General features: G+C 65.2%; 13 protein-coding genes. 2 read left to right on the top strand and 11 right to left on the bottom strand.

The features are described from left to right. Positions 1-407: 407 nt before the first annotated feature. The 10 genes from serS to QJT78_RS36505 all read right to left on the bottom strand — a co-directional run bounded on the left by serS (position 408) and on the right by QJT78_RS36505 (position 11207). Positions 408-1739 (bottom strand): serine--tRNA ligase, encoded by a 1332-nt coding sequence (gene serS / locus QJT78_RS36550; protein WP_028152466.1) that lies wholly within the window; start codon positions 1737-1739, stop codon positions 408-410. Between the two features lie 192 nt (positions 1740-1931). Continuing rightward, a complete protein-coding gene (gene tatC / locus QJT78_RS36545; protein ID WP_028152465.1) occupies positions 1932-2744 on the bottom strand; it encodes a twin-arginine translocase subunit TatC in 813 nt (270 codons plus the stop codon). Next, on the bottom strand, positions 2741-3286 hold the full coding sequence (gene tatB / locus QJT78_RS36540; protein WP_028152464.1) for a Sec-independent protein translocase protein TatB: 546 nt from the start codon (positions 3284-3286) through the stop codon (positions 2741-2743). The genes tatC and tatB overlap by 4 nt, the downstream gene beginning before the upstream one ends. An 86-nt stretch (positions 3287-3372) precedes the next feature. Beyond that, on the bottom strand, positions 3373-3609 hold the full coding sequence (locus tag QJT78_RS36535) for a twin-arginine translocase TatA/TatE family subunit (RefSeq protein WP_028152463.1): 237 nt from the start codon (positions 3607-3609) through the stop codon (positions 3373-3375). Positions 3610-3776: 167 nt separating this feature from the next. Continuing rightward, positions 3777-4526 carry an SMC-Scp complex subunit ScpB gene (gene scpB / locus QJT78_RS36530; RefSeq protein ID WP_014495050.1) on the bottom strand — a complete coding sequence of 250 codons (750 nt, stop codon included), beginning with the start codon at positions 4524-4526 and terminating at the stop codon, positions 3777-3779. A 21-nt stretch (positions 4527-4547) separates the two neighbouring features. Beyond that, on the bottom strand, positions 4548-5387 hold the full coding sequence (locus QJT78_RS36525) for a ScpA family protein (protein ID WP_028152462.1): 840 nt from the start codon (positions 5385-5387) through the stop codon (positions 4548-4550). Further along, complete coding sequence (gene nagZ, locus QJT78_RS36520) at positions 5384-6412, bottom strand: beta-N-acetylhexosaminidase (protein ID WP_028152461.1); 1029 nt, start codon at positions 6410-6412, stop codon at positions 5384-5386. Before nagZ ends, QJT78_RS36525 begins: the two co-directional genes overlap by 4 nt. A 46-nt stretch (positions 6413-6458) precedes the next feature. Then, on the bottom strand, positions 6459-8057 hold the full coding sequence (locus tag QJT78_RS36515) for an SPOR domain-containing protein (RefSeq protein ID WP_212478891.1): 1599 nt from the start codon (positions 8055-8057) through the stop codon (positions 6459-6461). 141 nt (positions 8058-8198) lie between these two features. Further along, positions 8199-9989 (bottom strand): arginine--tRNA ligase, encoded by a 1791-nt coding sequence (gene argS, locus QJT78_RS36510; protein WP_038944493.1) that lies wholly within the window; start codon positions 9987-9989, stop codon positions 8199-8201. Between the two features lie 9 nt (positions 9990-9998). Next, positions 9999-11207 (bottom strand): deoxyguanosinetriphosphate triphosphohydrolase, encoded by a 1209-nt coding sequence (locus QJT78_RS36505; RefSeq protein ID WP_028152458.1) that lies wholly within the window; start codon positions 11205-11207, stop codon positions 9999-10001. A 123-nt stretch (positions 11208-11330) separates the two neighbouring features. On the opposite strand from QJT78_RS36505, the gene erpA reads away from it, so the two are divergent. Further along, positions 11331-11660 carry an iron-sulfur cluster insertion protein ErpA gene (gene erpA / locus QJT78_RS36500; protein WP_014495044.1) on the top strand — a complete coding sequence of 110 codons (330 nt, stop codon included), beginning with the start codon at positions 11331-11333 and terminating at the stop codon, positions 11658-11660. Between the two features lie 253 nt (positions 11661-11913). Next, positions 11914-12816, top strand: coding sequence for a hypothetical protein (locus QJT78_RS36495; protein WP_038944492.1), 903 nt, complete (start codon positions 11914-11916; stop codon positions 12814-12816). A 77-nt stretch (positions 12817-12893) separates the two neighbouring features. Here QJT78_RS36495 and QJT78_RS36490 read toward each other — a convergent pair whose 3' ends face one another. Then, complete coding sequence (locus tag QJT78_RS36490) at positions 12894-15224, bottom strand: ATP-binding protein (protein WP_038944491.1); 2331 nt, start codon at positions 15222-15224, stop codon at positions 12894-12896. Positions 15225-15285: the final 61 nt, after the last annotated feature.

Genomic DNA, 15285 nt, shown 5'->3' with positions numbered 1-15285 from the left:
AAACGTCCTGCCTGACCGGCTACTGCTGTTCAGCGGCGCTGACGGCGATCATCAGGTGGGGGAGTTTCAAGTGACCATACCCGGGGGATTTTGACCGACCCACGGGGCGATGTCGAGCACGCCACGCAGACGCTGATCGACGGCCTGGATACCGGCACCTGTCACCGCCCATTGTCTGCCGACCCAGAAGATGTCGCGGTGCAAGGCCATGAACAGTGAGTTCGCATTGTCGGATGGCCGGCAGAATAACCAGCCGCCCGATCTTCGCAACCAAACGTTTCTGCGCGACAGCCGGGCAACGCGCCCCGGACTCCCGTTCCGATGGAATCGGAACGGGACTTCAGATTTTTATCTTGTTTGACGCGCTTTCTCGACGTGAACCGGTATCCACTTCGCTCGAAAACGCCCTACTCGCGCGCGACCACCTTCAGTCCGCCCATATAGGGCTGGAGCACGTCTGGGACGGCGATCGAGCCGTCCTCCTGTTGATAAGTCTCCATCACGGCGATCAGCGCACGGCCGAGCGCGGTGCCGGAGCCGTTCAGCGTGTGCACGAATCGTGGCTTGCCGTCCGGACCGCGCGAGCGGGCGTCCATGCGACGGGCCTGGAAGTCACCGCAGACCGAGCAGCTCGAGATCTCGCGGAACGCGCCGCCCTCACCCTGCCCGGGCATCCAGACCTCGATGTCATAGGTTTTTTGCGACGAAAAGCCCATGTCTCCGGTGCAAAGCGTCATCACGCGGTAATGCAGATCGAGCCGGCGCAGCACTTCCTCGGCGCATGCCAGCATCCGCTCATGCTCATCCTTGCTGGTCTCCGGCGTCGTGATCGACACCAGCTCGACCTTGGTGAACTGGTGCTGGCGGATCATGCCTCGGGTATCACGTCCTGCGGCGCCCGCCTCCGCCCGAAAACACGGCGTCAGCGCAGTCAACCGCATCGGCAGCTGCTTCTCATCGAGGATGGATTCGCGAACGAGGTTGGTGAGCGCCACCTCCGCTGTCGGAATGATGCCGAGACGCTCGGTCCGCAGCCGCTCCAGATCGGGTGCAGCGAGCAACTCGCCCTTGATCGCCCAGAACTGGTCGTCCTCGAATTTCGGCAATTGTCCCGTGCCGAACATGATCTCGTTGCGGACCAGCAGCGGCGGATTGATCTCGGTATAGCCGTGCTCGTCGATGTGCAGATTCAGCATGAACTGGCCGAGCGCGCGTTCGAGCCGCGCCAGCCCCTTCTTCAGCACGACGAAGCGCGCGCCGGAGAGCTTTGCCGCCGTCTCGAAATCCATGTCACCGAGCGCGCCGCCGAGATCATCATGGGGTTTGGGCGCAAACGCGTAGTTGCGCCGGTTGCCGAAGACATGGCGTTGCACGTTGCCGTGCTCGTCGACGCCGTCGGGCACTTCGCCGAGCGGCAGATTGGGGATCGCTGACAGCGCCGTGGCAAGCTCCTCGTCGGCGGCTTTCGCAACGACTTCGAGCTGCGGCATCGTGGTCTTGAGCTCGGCGACCTCCGCCATGAGCTTGGCGGCACGCGCGTCGTCCTTCGCCTTCTTGGCGTCGCCGATCTCCTTGGAGGCCGCATTGCGCCGCGCCTGCGCCTGCTCCGAGGCAAGGATTGCCGCCCGCCGCTTCTCGTCGATCGCGAGCAGCGACGCCGACAACGGCTTCAGGCCACGCCTGGCGAGGCCGGCGTCGAAGGCTTGCGGATTGTCGCGGATCGATTTGATGTCGTGCATGGCGGTGGTCCTGGATCAGCGCGCAACAGCCAACGCGGTATGTCGGGAGCTTGCATCGCGCTTCCCACTACCACAGGCGTCATCGCCCGCGAAAGCGGGCGATCCAGTATTCCAGAGACAGCAGTGATTCTCCGAGGGGCCCCGGCGTACTGGATTCCCCGCTTTCGCGGGGAATGACAGCGAACCCTGGCCCTACTCCGCCGGATTAGCCGGCGTCGACACGTCGGTGCCGGTGGCGGCCTTCGACGCCGCCGCCTTCTTCTCCACCATCCCGACCGCGATGATCGAGCCCTCGTAGAGCGCGAGCAAGGGAATCGCGAGCGAGCACTGGCTGAGCACGTCCGGCGGGGTCAGCACGGCTGCGATGACGAAGGCGATGACGATGAAGTAGCGGCGCTTCTCGCGCAGCATTTTCGAGGTGACGATCCCAATGCGGCCGAGCAGCGTCAGGATCACCGGAAGCTGGAAGGCGATGCCGAAGGCGAAGATCAGCGACATCATCAGCGACAGATACTCGCCGACCTTGGGCAGCAGCTGGATCTGCGCGGTCTCGTCGCTGCCGGCCTGCTGCATGCCGAGCGAGAAGCGGACCAGCATCGGCAGCACCACGAAATAAACCAGCGCCGCGCCCAGCACGAAAAAGAACGGGGTCGCGACCAGATACGGCAGGAAGGCCTGCTTCTCGTGCTTGTAGAGCCCGGGCGCGACGAACTTGTAAATCTGCGTCGCGACGATCGGGAACGAGATGAAGCCGGCGCCGAACAACGCGAGTTTGAGCTGGGTAATGAAATATTCCAGCAGCGCCGTGTAGATGAACTTCGAATTCTCGGGACCCGCGACCCACACGAACGGCCAGACCAGCACGTTGTAGATCTGCTTGGCGAAGAAGAAACAGAAGATGAAGGCCACGCCAAAGCCAAGCAACGCCTTGATCAGCCGCGACCGCAGCTCGATCAAGTGGTCCATCAGAGGGGCTTTGCTGGCCTCGATATCGGCGTCGCTCATGACGCTTTGACGTCCTTGATCGCCTCGGGTGGCGCAGTGTCTTGAATGACCTGAGCCTGCTCGACCTCGCGGGTGATCGCGAGCGGCTCGTTCACGGCCGCATGCGCCTCGGCTTCCACAAAGGTCTCGGGCGTCGGCGCTTCCGGCGTGGTTGGTGTCGCCGGCGTTTCGCTTGAAATCGCCGGCGCTTCACTTGAAGTCGCCGGCGCTTCGACGGCGGTGGTCGTGGAGGTCTCGGCCGGCTTGTCCAGCGCATCGACGCGGAGCGCGTCGCTGACGTCCTTCTGGAGCGAGGTCATCAGGTTGTTGCCGGCAAAGCCGGAAGCGGCTTCCTTGACCTCGTCGAAGCTCTTCTTGAGGTCGGCCATTTCGGCCTCGCGCATCGCTTCCTGGAACTGGCCCTGGAATTCGGCAGCCATCTTGCGGGCCTTGCCCATCCACTGCCCGACCATGCGCAGCACGCCCGGCAGCTCTTTCGGGCCGATGGCGACCAGGGCCACGACCCCGATCAGGACCAGTTCACTCCACCCGATGTCGAACATGAGGCCTTCCGTTCACGCCAGCCGCGACCGGCCCAATCCTTCGCGCTTAGGATCGGCGCCGTCACCCGCGTCTCGCGTACGCTTACTCAGACGGCCTTGCTGCCGACGTCGGACCGGGCCGCGGTCGGCGGCGGGGCGGCGTGCTCGATCGACTTGGCCGGCTCGGGCTTGTCGGCGACCTTGTCGTCGTCCTGCATGCCCTTCTTGAAGGCCTTGATGCCCTGGGCCACGTCGCCCATCAGATCCGAAATCTTGCCGCGGCCGAACAGCAGCAGGACGACTGCGATCACCAGGATCCAGTGCCAAATGCTAAGCGAACCCATCCTGCAACCCTCCAAACACACTTGGCCGGGGACCCGGCCGATCTTCCCCGAAACCTAGGCTCGGCAGGCCTCAAAAACAAGGACTAAGGCAGCGCCAATTCGCTGTTGGCGCTACGTAATCTTGCCAGTGTTAACTGGTCGCAGGGAGTCTCTGAACGGCCGGGACGTCAGTCCTCGCTGCCACCCTCGCCGCCCGCATTGCCGCCTTCCGGCGTCTCGGGCTCGACCGCAGGAGCCAGCGCCAGATCCAGGTCCTCGCCCGGTTCCAACGGATCCTCGTCCTCGCGCAGCTGCGGATCATCCGACGGGGTCGGCACGCTGAATCCGGTCGGCAGGCGCGAATCCAGCAGGCCCGTGCCCTTCAGCTCCTCCAGGCCCGGCAGATCGCCGAGCTGTTCCAGGGTGAACTGCGACAGGAAGTCCTCGGTGGTTCCGAAGGTCAAGGGGCGGCCGGGCGTCTTGCGACGACCGCGCGGCTTGATCCAGCCGGTCTCCAGCAGCACGTCGAGCGTGCCCTTCGAGGTGACGACGCCGCGGATCTCTTCGATCTCGGCGCGCGTCACCGGCTGGTGATAGGCGATGATCGCCAGCACCTCGATCGCGGCGCGCGACAGGCGGCGGGTCTCGGTGCTCTCGCGCGTCATCAGCCAGGCGAGGTCGCCGGCGGTGCGGAAGGTCCATTTGTTGGCAACGCGCACGAGATTGACGCCGCGCAAGGCATAGTCGGCCTGGAGCTGTTCGAGCGCAGCCTTGACGTCGACGCCATCAGGCATGCGCTTGGCCAGCGTCGCGGTATCCAGCGGTTCATTCGAAGCAAACAGCAGCGCTTCCAGCAGCCGCAGTTCTTCGGGACGCGCCTGGGACTCGTTCTCCATCGGCTCGGCCTCTTCTACCCGCACTTCAGCCAGGCTTGCCATGGTAGCTTCTCCTTCTTGCACTTAACCGACCGGCGCATCAGGCGCAGGAGCTGCGTCCACGACCGGTTTCGGGCGCCCCTTCCGGAAATAGATCGGCGCGAACGCCTCTTTCTGGTTCAGCTCGAGCTGACCTTCGCGCACCAGCTCGAGCGCGGCGGCAAAGCTCGAAGCGAACACTGTCGCGCGCTGCGTCGGATCGGCGACGTGGCGGACCAGGAAATCGTCGAGAACGCCCCAGTCGTCCTGTTCGCTGATGCTGCCGACCAGCCGCTCCAGCGTGGCGCGCGCCTCGGCGAGCGACCACACCGTGCGCTTGGCCAGATGCACGCTCGCCAGCACGCGCGACTGGCGCTGCGCGGCATAGGCGGTGAGCAGGTCGTACAGCGTCGCGGTGTATTTCGGGTGCTTGATCTCCGCGATCTGCTCTGGCTCGCCGCGCGGGAAGATGTCGCGCAGCAATTGCTGCCTGTTCATCAGCCGGTTTGCGGCTTCGCGAATGGCTTCCAGCCGGCGCAGGCGGTTGGCGAGCGCGGTCGCCATCTCTTCTGCGCTCGGGCCTTCCGCACTCGGCGGCTCCGGCAGCAGCAGGCGCGACTTCAGGAAGGCAAGCCAGGCCGCCATCACGAGATAATCGGCGGCAAGCTCCAGCCGGATCTTTCGCGCGGCTTCGATGAAGTGGAGGTACTGGTCGGCCAGCGCCAGGATCGAGATCTTGGCGAGATCGACTTTCTGCTGCCGCGCCAGCGCGAGCAGCAGGTCGAGCGGGCCCTCATAGCCCTCGACGTCCACCACCAACGCCGGCTCACCCTCGGCGAGCTCTGCGGGCCGCCCGGTTTCAAACGATAGGATTTCTGCGGTCATGCGGATGCCGTGTTTGCCCGTGCGATCAATGCGTCCAGTTCGGCGCGTGCGGCCGTCCGGTCGAACGGCTGCGGTGCCTTGCGCGACGCAAGTGCGGCCTTCGCGCGCGCCAGCGCTGTGCCGGACAGCTCAGGTGTCTGGCCGGCGACCTCGCGCATCTCCTCGATGTTGCCGTTGCAATGTAGGGCCATGTCGCAGCCGGCCGCGAAGATGGCGCGGGTCCGTTCGGCGATATTCCCCGACAGCGCGTTCATCGACACGTCATCACTCATTAACAAACCCTGGAACCCGATCACGCCGCGAATCACTTGAGTGATCATTGTCGCAGAAGTCGTCGCCGGATGGGCGGGGTCGACCGCGCTAAACACAACATGTGCAGTCATGGCCATCGGCAGGTCGGCCAGCGGCTTGAATGCCGCAAAGTCGGTCCGGTCGAGCTCGTCCCTCGGAGTATCAACCGTCGGCAGCTTGAAATGGGTGTCGGCGGTGGCGCGTCCATGACCGGGAATGTGCTTCAGAACCGGCAGCACGCCGCCCTGCTCCAGGCCCTCGGTGACCGCGCGCGCGATCGCGGCAACCTTGCCCGGCTCAGTGCCGTAAGCCCTGTTCCCAATGACGGCATCGGCACCCGACACCGGCACGTCAGCCAGCGGCAGGCAATCCACGGTAATGCCGAGATCGGCGAGATCAGACGCAATCAGACGGGCGCTGAGGCGCGCAGCCGTCAGTCCAAGCACCGAATCAGTGTCGTACAAGGTCGAGAAAATCGCGCCCGGCGGATAGACCGGCCAGTGCGGCGGGCCCAGCCGCTGCACCCGGCCACCCTCCTGGTCGATCAGGACAGGCGCGTCAGCTGCGCCCGCAGCCGCCCGCAATTCCTCAACCAGCGCAGCAACTTGAGCCGGCGCCTCGACATTGCGCTTGAAGAGGATGAAACCCCATGGGCGTTCGGCACGGATAAACTCCCGCTCGGCGGCGGTTAGTTCCGTTCCGGATACACCGGTAATGAAGGCCCGCGTACTCATAACGGCCGATTAACCCTGCCCCGCGAGGGGGTCAAGGAAACGGCCGTTAATTCCTCTGGACGAAGCAGGCGGACAGGCCAGCGGACTTCAGGCTGTTGCAAGCCTGCGTCGCTTCCTCGGCCGAACCATAGGGTCCGGCGAAAGCGCGGTAGACGATCCCCTTGCCCTTGTCGGTCAGATCGACCCGCTTGATCACCGGCGACCGCGATCCAAGCACGCTGCCATATTTGCCCTGAAGCACCCGGTAGGATGCGGCCGCGCTGTCCTCGCTCTGCTGCGAGGAGACCTGCACGACGTAGCCGCCACCACCATTGCTGGCGGGCGTGATTTGCGTCGGGTTGGTCGCGGCCATCCGCTGCGGCACCTCCGCAGCCGGCGTCGATTGCGGCGCAAGCGAAAGCGGCTGGTTGGCACTGGCATTGGCCGACGTCGGCGGATTGCGCGGCGCAGGCGGTGCGGCGGGCGCGGCGACGGGCTTCGGCGCGGCCGCCGTCGGCTTGGCGGCTGCCGATTGCGGCGCGGTGCTATCGGTCTGATCGCCCCTCACGGCCACAGTCCTGATCGCGCGCGGCGTGTTGGCCGGCAGCGTGCCGTTGCTCGGGATTGGACCCGCGCTTGGCGGCGGGATCGTGGACGGCGCAACACTCGCCACCGACGGCGGGTTCGCGTTCTGATTCAGCGGCGGGAACACCACACGGGGGCCGCCCGCCTTCGCAGCGACGTCAACAGGCGCCTCTTCGCGCGGCACGATCTTCTCGGAGCCGTCGCCGCTCGCCATGCGATCCGGCACCTTGGCAGAGGAGTCGGTCGGCGCCGGCACGATCTTGGTCGGCGTGTTGTCCGCCTTGATGATCGGCGGCTCGCCGCTGCGGGGCGACCCGACATAGGTCTTGTAGGCGAAGGCCGCGCCAGTGCCGACCACGGCAAGCGCGAGGATCGCCGCGACCGTCATCATGCCGCCGCGCGGCTCCTTCGGCTCGTCGAGATCGGCCTCGGGATAGTCGCTCTGGAACGCGTAAGGATCGTCCGGATAGGCGGGATCGCGCCGATAATCCTGCTCGCCACCCTCCAGCCGTCCATAGAGCGCGTCGTCGTAGCGCGCCGGATCGGGCGGCTGATGCGGCTCCTGATAGGCTTGCTCCTGGTAAGCCTGATCATGCTGCTGGTGAGCGCGGCCCTGATGGGCCTGCTCCTGATAGGCCTGCGCTTGATAGGCCTGATCCTGGTAAGCGTGGTCCTGATAGGCCTGCGGCTGATGGAAATCAGGCTCGGGCGCGGTCGGCTGGGCTGAATAGCGGTGCAATGGATGAACCGGGTTCACAGAAACGGGATAGTCGGGCTCGGGCGCCGGCTGCGGCTGCACGTTGGCGCGCCGCATCCATGAGGGTGGTCCGGGCGGAGCCGGCGGGGCCTGCTCGGCATAGTCCTGCCGATCGTCGTCCTGCTGATAATCGTGGTCCTGATAGTTCTGGGGTGGCGGTGCCGGCGGCTGCGCGCTTGGTCGCCCCTGCGCTGCAAATGGATCGGTCTGTCCGATCAGGCGGGCGAGTTCGGCCAAGGGATCGTTGTCCGCCTTCCCATGCTGATCGCCACCGCGACCATAGCCATCGGAAGGAAACGTTCTGTCCTGATATCGTTCGGCCATCGTGATGATGCGTCCCTTCGGGAAAGCCGCGCGCCCCTCGACCAAGGCGCGGCTTTCGACCCACAAGGCATTCAACCAAGTCTAAGCGGTCCGGCTTCTGCCGGTTCCCCCCAAAATTCCCCTTAAGTAGTTCGCCCCAAACTACCGCATCTCGTCCGGAGCATGGACGCCGAGGATGGCGAGGCCCGATGCCAGGACAGAGACGACGCCCTGGACCATGGCCAGTCGCGCCTTTGTAAGATCTGCATCATTATTGATAATGAAGCGTAAATAGGGCAAATCGCGCCCCTTCGTCCAAAGTGCGTGAAATTCGCTCGCTAAGTCATAGAGATAGAAGGCAATTCGGTGCGGCTCATGGGCCGCGGCGGCGGCCTCAAGCATGCGCGGAAAAATTGCGAGGCGCTTGAGCAGCTCGAGCTCGACCGGGTCCGACAGTTGTTCCACCGCCGACTCGCCGAGCCACGCGATGCGCTTGCCGGTATCCTCAGGCAGTTCCGGGAACACCTCGGCCCGGGCGTTGCGGAAGATCGAGTGGCCGCGGGCGTGGCCGTACTGGACGTAGAATACCGGGTTGTCGCGCGACTGCTCCATGACCTTGGCGAGGTCGAAGTCAAGCACCGCGTCGTTCTTGCGGTAGAGCATCATGAAGCGGACGGCGTCCTGGCCGACCTCATCCACCACCTCACGCAAGGTGACGAAGTCCCCGCTCCGCTTCGACATTTTCACCGGCTCGCCGTTGCGCAGCAACTTCACGAGCTGGACGATCTTGACGTCGAGCGCGCCCTTGCCGGATGTCGTCGCCTTCACCGCCGCCTGCATGCGCTTGATGTAGCCGCCATGGTCGGCGCCCCACACGTCGATCATCTCGGCGAAGCCGCGATCGAACTTGTTCTTGTGGTAGGCGATATCGGAGGCGAAGTAGGTGTAGGAATTGTCCGACTTGATCAGCGGACGATCGACGTCGTCGCCGTAAGCGGTCGCCTTGAACAGGAGCTGCTCGCGGTCTTCCCAGTCCTCGACCGGCGCGCCCTTCGGCGGCGGCAGGCGGCCTTCATAGATGTCGCCCTTCGCCTTCAGGAAATCGATGGTCTCGGCAACCTTGTTGTTGCCGGTCTCGATCAGCGAGCGCTCCGAGAAAAACACGTCGTGGCGAATGTTGAGGGCGGCGAGATCGTCCTTGATCTCGTCCATCATCATCGCGATCGCCTTGGCGCGTACCGTCGGCAGCCACTCGGCCTCGCTCACTGCAAGGAGCTTGTCGCCGTGCTCTTTCGCAAGCGCCGCGCCCACCGGCTTCAGATAGTCGCCGGGATACAGCCCTTCCGGGATCGCGCCGATGTTTTCGCCGAGTGCCTCGCGGTACCGCAGGAAGGCAGAACGCGCGAGCACGTCGACCTGCGCACCGGCATCGTTGATGTAGTATTCGCGGGTGACGTCGTGGCCGCCGAACTGGAGCAGGCTTGCGAGCGCGTCGCCAAACACGGCGCCGCGGCAATGGCCGACATGCATCGGTCCGGTCGGGTTCGCCGAGACGTATTCGACACTGACCTTGGAGCCACCACGGACGCGGCCGTAGTCAGCCCCCTCGCGCAGCACCGTCCGCAGCGCCTCGGCCCAGGCGGCCGGCTTCAGCGTCAGGTTGATGAAGCCGGGACCCGCGACGTCGACCTTGGCAATCAGCGCGTCGGCACGGAGCCGCTCGGCGATCTGCTCGGCGAGGTCGCGGGGCTTTGCCTTTGCCTCTTTCGAAAGCACCATCGCGGCGTTGGTCGCCATGTCGCCATGGGAGGCGTCCCGCGGCGGCTCGACCACCACGCGCGAGAAATCGATACCCTCGGGCCAGTTGGCGTCCGCTGCGAGCGCGCGGCAGGCGGCGTGCACGCGTGCGAGCACGTCGGCGAACAGGTGCAGTGCTGAGGATGTGTCGGGCATGGCCGCCGCCTAACGCAAATCCGGGGTCGAGTCAAAGAGCCGCTGGTGCTCGGTCAGGGCGAAACGGTCGGTCATTCCGGCAATGAAATTGCCGATCCGGCGAGCCCGGTCGCCCTCATTGTCCGCCTCCGCCCCCAGCAGCCATTCCGGTGGCAGCTCACCGGGCGATGTCAGGTATTTCGCGAACAGGTCGAACAGGATCTGTTCCGCCTCCCCCATCACCCGCATCACCCGCTTGTGGCGGTACATGTGCTGATAGAGAAAGCGCTTGATGGCGGCCTCCTCCTCGGCAACCGCCGCCGGGAACGTGACCAGCGCCCGGCTCTGCCGGCGCACATCCTGGGCCGACTGCGGTTTCACGGCGGCGAGGTTCTCCTGCGCCTCCGAATACACCGCACCGATGAGGTGCGAGATTAGCTCGCGCACCAGCTCGGCGCCACGCCTGACGTCTTCGAGAGTGGGATAATGCGCTGAGGTCTCGGCGATGATCTCCGCGGTCAGCGGCATCACCTTGAGATCATCGAGATGGAACAGGCCGGCGCGCAGACCGTCATCGATGTCGTGGGCATCATAGGCGATGTCGTCGGCGATCGCGGCGACCTGCGCCTCCAGCGAGGCGAAGCTCCACAATTCGAGATCGTAAGTCTTGATGTAGTTGGCGATGCCGACCGGAATGCCATGCTCGCGATAGGGCCCGACCGGCGCGCCGCTCCGATCCGTCAGCGGGCCGTTATGCTTGACGATGCCCTCCAGCGACTCCCAGGTCAGGTTGAGACCGTCGAACTCCGGATAGCGGTGCTCGAGCGACGCGACGACCCGCAAGGTCTGGGCGTTGTGGTCGAAGCCGCCAAAATCCTTCAGGCAGGCATCCAGCGCCCGCTCGCCGGCGTGCCCGAACGGCGGATGGCCGAGATCATGAGCCAGCGCCAACGTTTCCGTGAGGTCCTCGTCCAGCCCGAGCTGCCGGGCCAGGGCGCGAGCGATCTGCGCCACCTCCAGCGAATGGGTCAGCCGGGTGCGGTAGTGGTCGCCCTCGTGGAACACGAAGACCTGGGTCTTGTACTTCAGGCGGCGGAACGCGGTGGAGTGGATCACCCGGTCGCAATCCCGCCGGAACGGGCTGCGGGTCCGGCTCGGCGGCTCCGCGACCAGCCGGCCGCGGCTGAGGTCGGGGTCGCAGGCATAGGGCGCACGGGGGGCTGCCATTCCGACGGACACGACGAATTTAGTCCCTATCCATTTGATTCTGCGTATGCTTGCACTTAACTATGCCGGACGCGGGATACCAAATGAATTGGGTAAGTGAACTTGGTGTGACCGCGGGACTATCGGAGACGAGCTATGACGACTGACGTGACCATCAGTGACCGCGCCGCACGCCGGATTGGGGAGATCCTCAAGGGCGAAGGTTCTGGCGCGATGCTGCGCATCTCCGTCGAGGGCGGCGGCTGCTCGGGCTTCCAGTACAAGTTCGACATCGACCGCGACCGCACCGACGACGATCTCGTGATCGAGCAGGAGAATGCGGTTGTGCTGGTCGATTCCGCCTCCCAGCCGTTCCTGGCGGGCTCGCAGGTCGATTTCGTCGACGATTTGATCGGCGCCTCGTTCCGCGTCAACAATCCCAATGCGACGGCGTCCTGCGGCTGCGGGACCAGCTTCTCGATCTAGCCCGACTTAAAAATCTGAAAAACAACCCCATGCAAAGTAGCCGGGAGCCGGCACGATGCGCTTCGGATTTTACGCAAAGCGTTTGACGCGTCGGGCAAATCAGGGGTAAGTTGCGATCGTCGCGAGGTCCCCAAGAGCGGGGGCCCGGCGGGTCCGATACAGTCTGACGCCGAAGCGGCCCCCTGCCGCAGTCCAATCATTCGAGAGCGTTCGAATCTCGTTAGCGGCGCCAATAGCAGCAGTAAATTATCCAATGCGCATTATTGATCGTCTGTTCTGTTGCCTCGCTCTATTCCTTGCAATCGCAGCCGTCCCGGTGCTTCCCGCGCGCGCGGCCGAAACCTGCCCGTTCATCAGCGCCCAGGAGCTCGCCCGCGCGATGCCGGCGCTCAAATGGTCACTGATTTCAAATCAGGACGGCCGCGGCTGCATCTACCAGGGCGGGCGCGGCGACACGATGATGTTGACGGTGTTCCGCAATCCCGACAAGGACCGCGCCAGGGAATTGTACGCGACCTTCGTCAAGACGCTTGGTGAGCGCATGCCGCTTAACGCAGTCGCGGGGATCGGCGACGAAGGCCAGGGCGGAACGAGCGCCGCCGGCGCAGAGCGCCAGGAGGCCTCGGTCGTCGCCCTGTCCGGCGATTACATTCTGCAGATCAGCGTCTATCCGATCGGCCGGCGTGCCGACGACGCGCTGCTCGGGCCGATCACCGAAGCCGCGCGCGTTGCCATCGCCAACGTGAGCAAGAGCAGCGAGCGGTTCGGCAATTGCGAGTGGCTCGCGGCCGCGGATGCCGATGGCTTTCTCGACAAGGGCACGCTGACGGTCCAGCGGACCGGCGCCGGCAGCTGCATGATGTTCGATCGCGAGGCCAACACCATGACGGTCGCGGTGATCGCGATCTCGCGCGACACCGTCATCGGCATGATGAAGCGCACGGGCCCGTGCAAACACGTGACGATACCCGAGTTCGGCAGCGAAGCGTTCGGCGAGCATTCCTGCACCAAGGGCAACGGCAACGCCGTCAACATCTATGTCTGGAAGAACGGCAGGCAGGCTTCGATCCTGTTCGCGCCGGTCAAGCCGCATCCCGAGTCCGGCTCGGTCGAGCGCCTGAAGGCGGTCGCCGGGCGCGTCTATGGAAAACTGTAACGGCGCCGCGTTACATTACCGGCGCACGCGCCCGTAGCCGTCCTGCGGCTGCGGGACCAGCCTCTCGATCTGACCGGCTAAACGCCGGTCATCTGCCTTTCCTCGTCCGTCCACTCGACGTCGAGCGGCGTCAGCTCCGGCTGAAGCGGCGCGCCCTCCGACATCATGTGGCCGTCGAGCGCGCGCAGCAAGGCGGCGGCGAGTGCGGGCTTACGCAACGGCTTTGCTAAAAAGTCCGACATGCCCGCCTCGCGGCAGATCTTGACGTCCTCGGGGAAGGCGTTGGCAGTCAGCGCGACGATCGGCAAGGCTTCGAAGCGCCCACCTTGCGCGCGGATCGCCCGCGTCGCGGCAAGGCCGTCCATGTCCGGCATGCGCACGTCCATCAGCACGACATCGTAGTCGCTCTCCGAGGCAGCCTCGACCGCCTGGACGCCGTCGGTGACGACGCGCAGCTCGACGTCGAACGCCCCCAACATCTTGGTCACGACCATGCGGTTGACGGCATCGTCCTCGGCAACCAGCACCTTCAGCGGCCGGTCGAGCCCCGCGATCCGCGCCTTGAGCTCGTCCGCTTCGTCGCTGCCCGCCGCCTGGTCGGAGGCCTGCGCCTGGCTCCAGGGCAGAACCAGCGTGAAGCGGAAGGTCGAGCCCTCGCCCGGCGTCGAGGTGACGCCGATGGTGCCACCCATCTGCTCGATGATGCGCCGTGAGATCGCAAGCCCAAGCCCGGTGCCGCCGAAGCGGCGACTGATCGAGGCGTCGGCCTGCGCGAAGTCGGAGAACAGCTCCCCGAGCTTCTCGGGCGCAATGCCGATGCCGCTGTCGGTCACGGTCCATTCGACGGTCGCAAGCAGATCGCGGCGCGCCTGGCAGGTGGCCTTGATCGTCACCTCGCCTTCGTCGGTGAACTTTACCGCGTTGGAGGCGAGGTTGAGCAGCACCTGCCGGATCCGCGCGACATCACCGCGCAGCGTCGGCGGCAGGTTCGGATCGAGCTCGACCTTGACGGCGAGCCCCTTGCTCTTGGCGCCTGCGCGCACGACGGTCGCAACCGTCTCGACCAGCGCCTGCGGTGCAAAGTCGATCGCCTCGAACGCGAAGCGTCCGGCCTCGAGCTTGGACAGATCGAGGATATCGTTGAGGATGCGCTGGAGATTGTCGCCGGACTCCCGGATCGAGGTGACGGCCTCGTGCTGCTCCGGATCGAGCTTGGTTTCCAGCAGCATGCTGGCAAGCCCGAGCACGCCGTTCATGGGCGTGCGGATCTCGTGGCTCATCACCGCGAGGAAGTCGGACTTCGCGCGGCTCTCGGCCTCCGCCTTTTCCGCGCGCCAGCGCTCGGTGACGTCGCGGCCGAAGCCGCGATAGCCGAGAAACTGGCCGTCGCGGTCGTAGGCCGGCTTCGCAGTCAGCGACCACAGCCGCGCCTCGCCGCCGGCGACGACCTTGAGGTTCATCTCGTGCAGCGGCTCGCTCTGCTCCATCAGGCCGACGACGTTGTAGGCCGCGCTCTTGTCGTCGGGACAGAGCATGTCGAGCACATCGACGAAATGCGAGCCCTTCAGCAGCGGAAGCGGCAGCTGCGCCACGTCGGCGAAGCGTTGGGGCACGTCGACGAGATGCCCTTCGGCGTCGGTCTGCCACAACCAGTCGCTGGCGTTCTCCTGAAAGTCCTTCAGCAGCAGCGAGATGATCTCGGTCTGACGTTCGAGCTCGAGCCGGGCCTTGAGATTGCCGAGGAACAGATTGCCCTGCGAGACGATGTTGCGCGCCATGAAGAACGCGAACAGCAGCAGGAACACCGCGGTCAGCAGATACGGGCCGGTGCCGCACAGGAACAGCGCGCCGGCGCAGGCCATCGTCACTGTCGCGAGATAGACGAGGCCCGCGCGCGGGAAGGTCGACAGCGTGAAGGCGCCGCCGGACATCATGCCGACCATCAGGCAGGCCAGGATGAGCTGACTGGTCGGCTCGACCCGGCTGAACAGCGCGAGCGGCAGCGTGCCCCAGATGGCCGCGAGGAAGAACGCCTGCCGAAGCATCTGCCGCGCGGCGCGCGGTGATGCTTCCTGCGGCGGGCTTTGATGCGACCGCCGCCACGCGCGCACGGCAAGCGAGGCGGTGACGGCGAGGGTCATGCCCCAGATTGCGAGGAAATCGTTCCAGCCCCTGCCCCAGAACAGGATCAGCACGATGGCGACGTTGAGCATGGTGACAGCCATGGTCACCGGGATCGCGCGCATCACCGCGTCGATCTGCTTGGCGCGGATGCGGCGCAGCTCGCGCTCGCTGAGATCGGCGGTCAGGCCGTCCTCGATCTCGAAGCCGCCGAGCCAGTACAGGAACGCGCCGATCAGGCCGTCGCGCGGCTCAGCTTGCTTCATGGATTTGTCCGGCCATCCCATTCGAAAACCTTTTCGGTATCAATGGCCCGAGCCCGGCTTAAGCCGGGTTAATTTTGTGGGA

Source organism: Bradyrhizobium sp. Mp27 (assembly GCF_029953005.1).
GTDB classification, from domain to species: domain Bacteria; phylum Pseudomonadota; class Alphaproteobacteria; order Rhizobiales; family Xanthobacteraceae; genus Bradyrhizobium; species Bradyrhizobium barranii.
The sequence above is the reverse complement of the archived record's forward strand: the minus strand, read 5'-3'. Positions and strand labels throughout refer to the sequence as shown.

Coding starts and splice junctions, on each gene's coding strand:
- QJT78_RS36525 (WP_028152462.1), bottom strand. CDS start 5,387: ATGACCGCAGAAATCCTATCGTTTGAAACCGGGCGGCCCGCAGAGCTC.
- serS (WP_028152466.1), bottom strand. CDS start 1,739: ATGCACGACATCAAATCGATCCGCGACAATCCGCAAGCCTTCGACGCC.
- QJT78_RS36495 (WP_038944492.1), top strand. CDS start 11,914: ATGCGCATTATTGATCGTCTGTTCTGTTGCCTCGCTCTATTCCTTGCA.
- QJT78_RS36535 (WP_028152463.1), bottom strand. CDS start 3,609: ATGGGTTCGCTTAGCATTTGGCACTGGATCCTGGTGATCGCAGTCGTC.
- nagZ (WP_028152461.1), bottom strand. CDS start 6,412: ATGAGTACGCGGGCCTTCATTACCGGTGTATCCGGAACGGAACTAACC.
- argS (WP_038944493.1), bottom strand. CDS start 9,989: ATGCCCGACACATCCTCAGCACTGCACCTGTTCGCCGACGTGCTCGCA.
- tatC (WP_028152465.1), bottom strand. CDS start 2,744: ATGAGCGACGCCGATATCGAGGCCAGCAAAGCCCCTCTGATGGACCAC.
- QJT78_RS36490 (WP_038944491.1), bottom strand. CDS start 15,224: ATGGGATGGCCGGACAAATCCATGAAGCAAGCTGAGCCGCGCGACGGC.
- scpB (WP_014495050.1), bottom strand. CDS start 4,526: ATGGCAAGCCTGGCTGAAGTGCGGGTAGAAGAGGCCGAGCCGATGGAG.
- tatB (WP_028152464.1), bottom strand. CDS start 3,286: ATGTTCGACATCGGGTGGAGTGAACTGGTCCTGATCGGGGTCGTGGCC.
- QJT78_RS36515 (WP_212478891.1), bottom strand. CDS start 8,057: ATGGCCGAACGATATCAGGACAGAACGTTTCCTTCCGATGGCTATGGT.
- erpA (WP_014495044.1), top strand. CDS start 11,331: ATGACGACTGACGTGACCATCAGTGACCGCGCCGCACGCCGGATTGGG.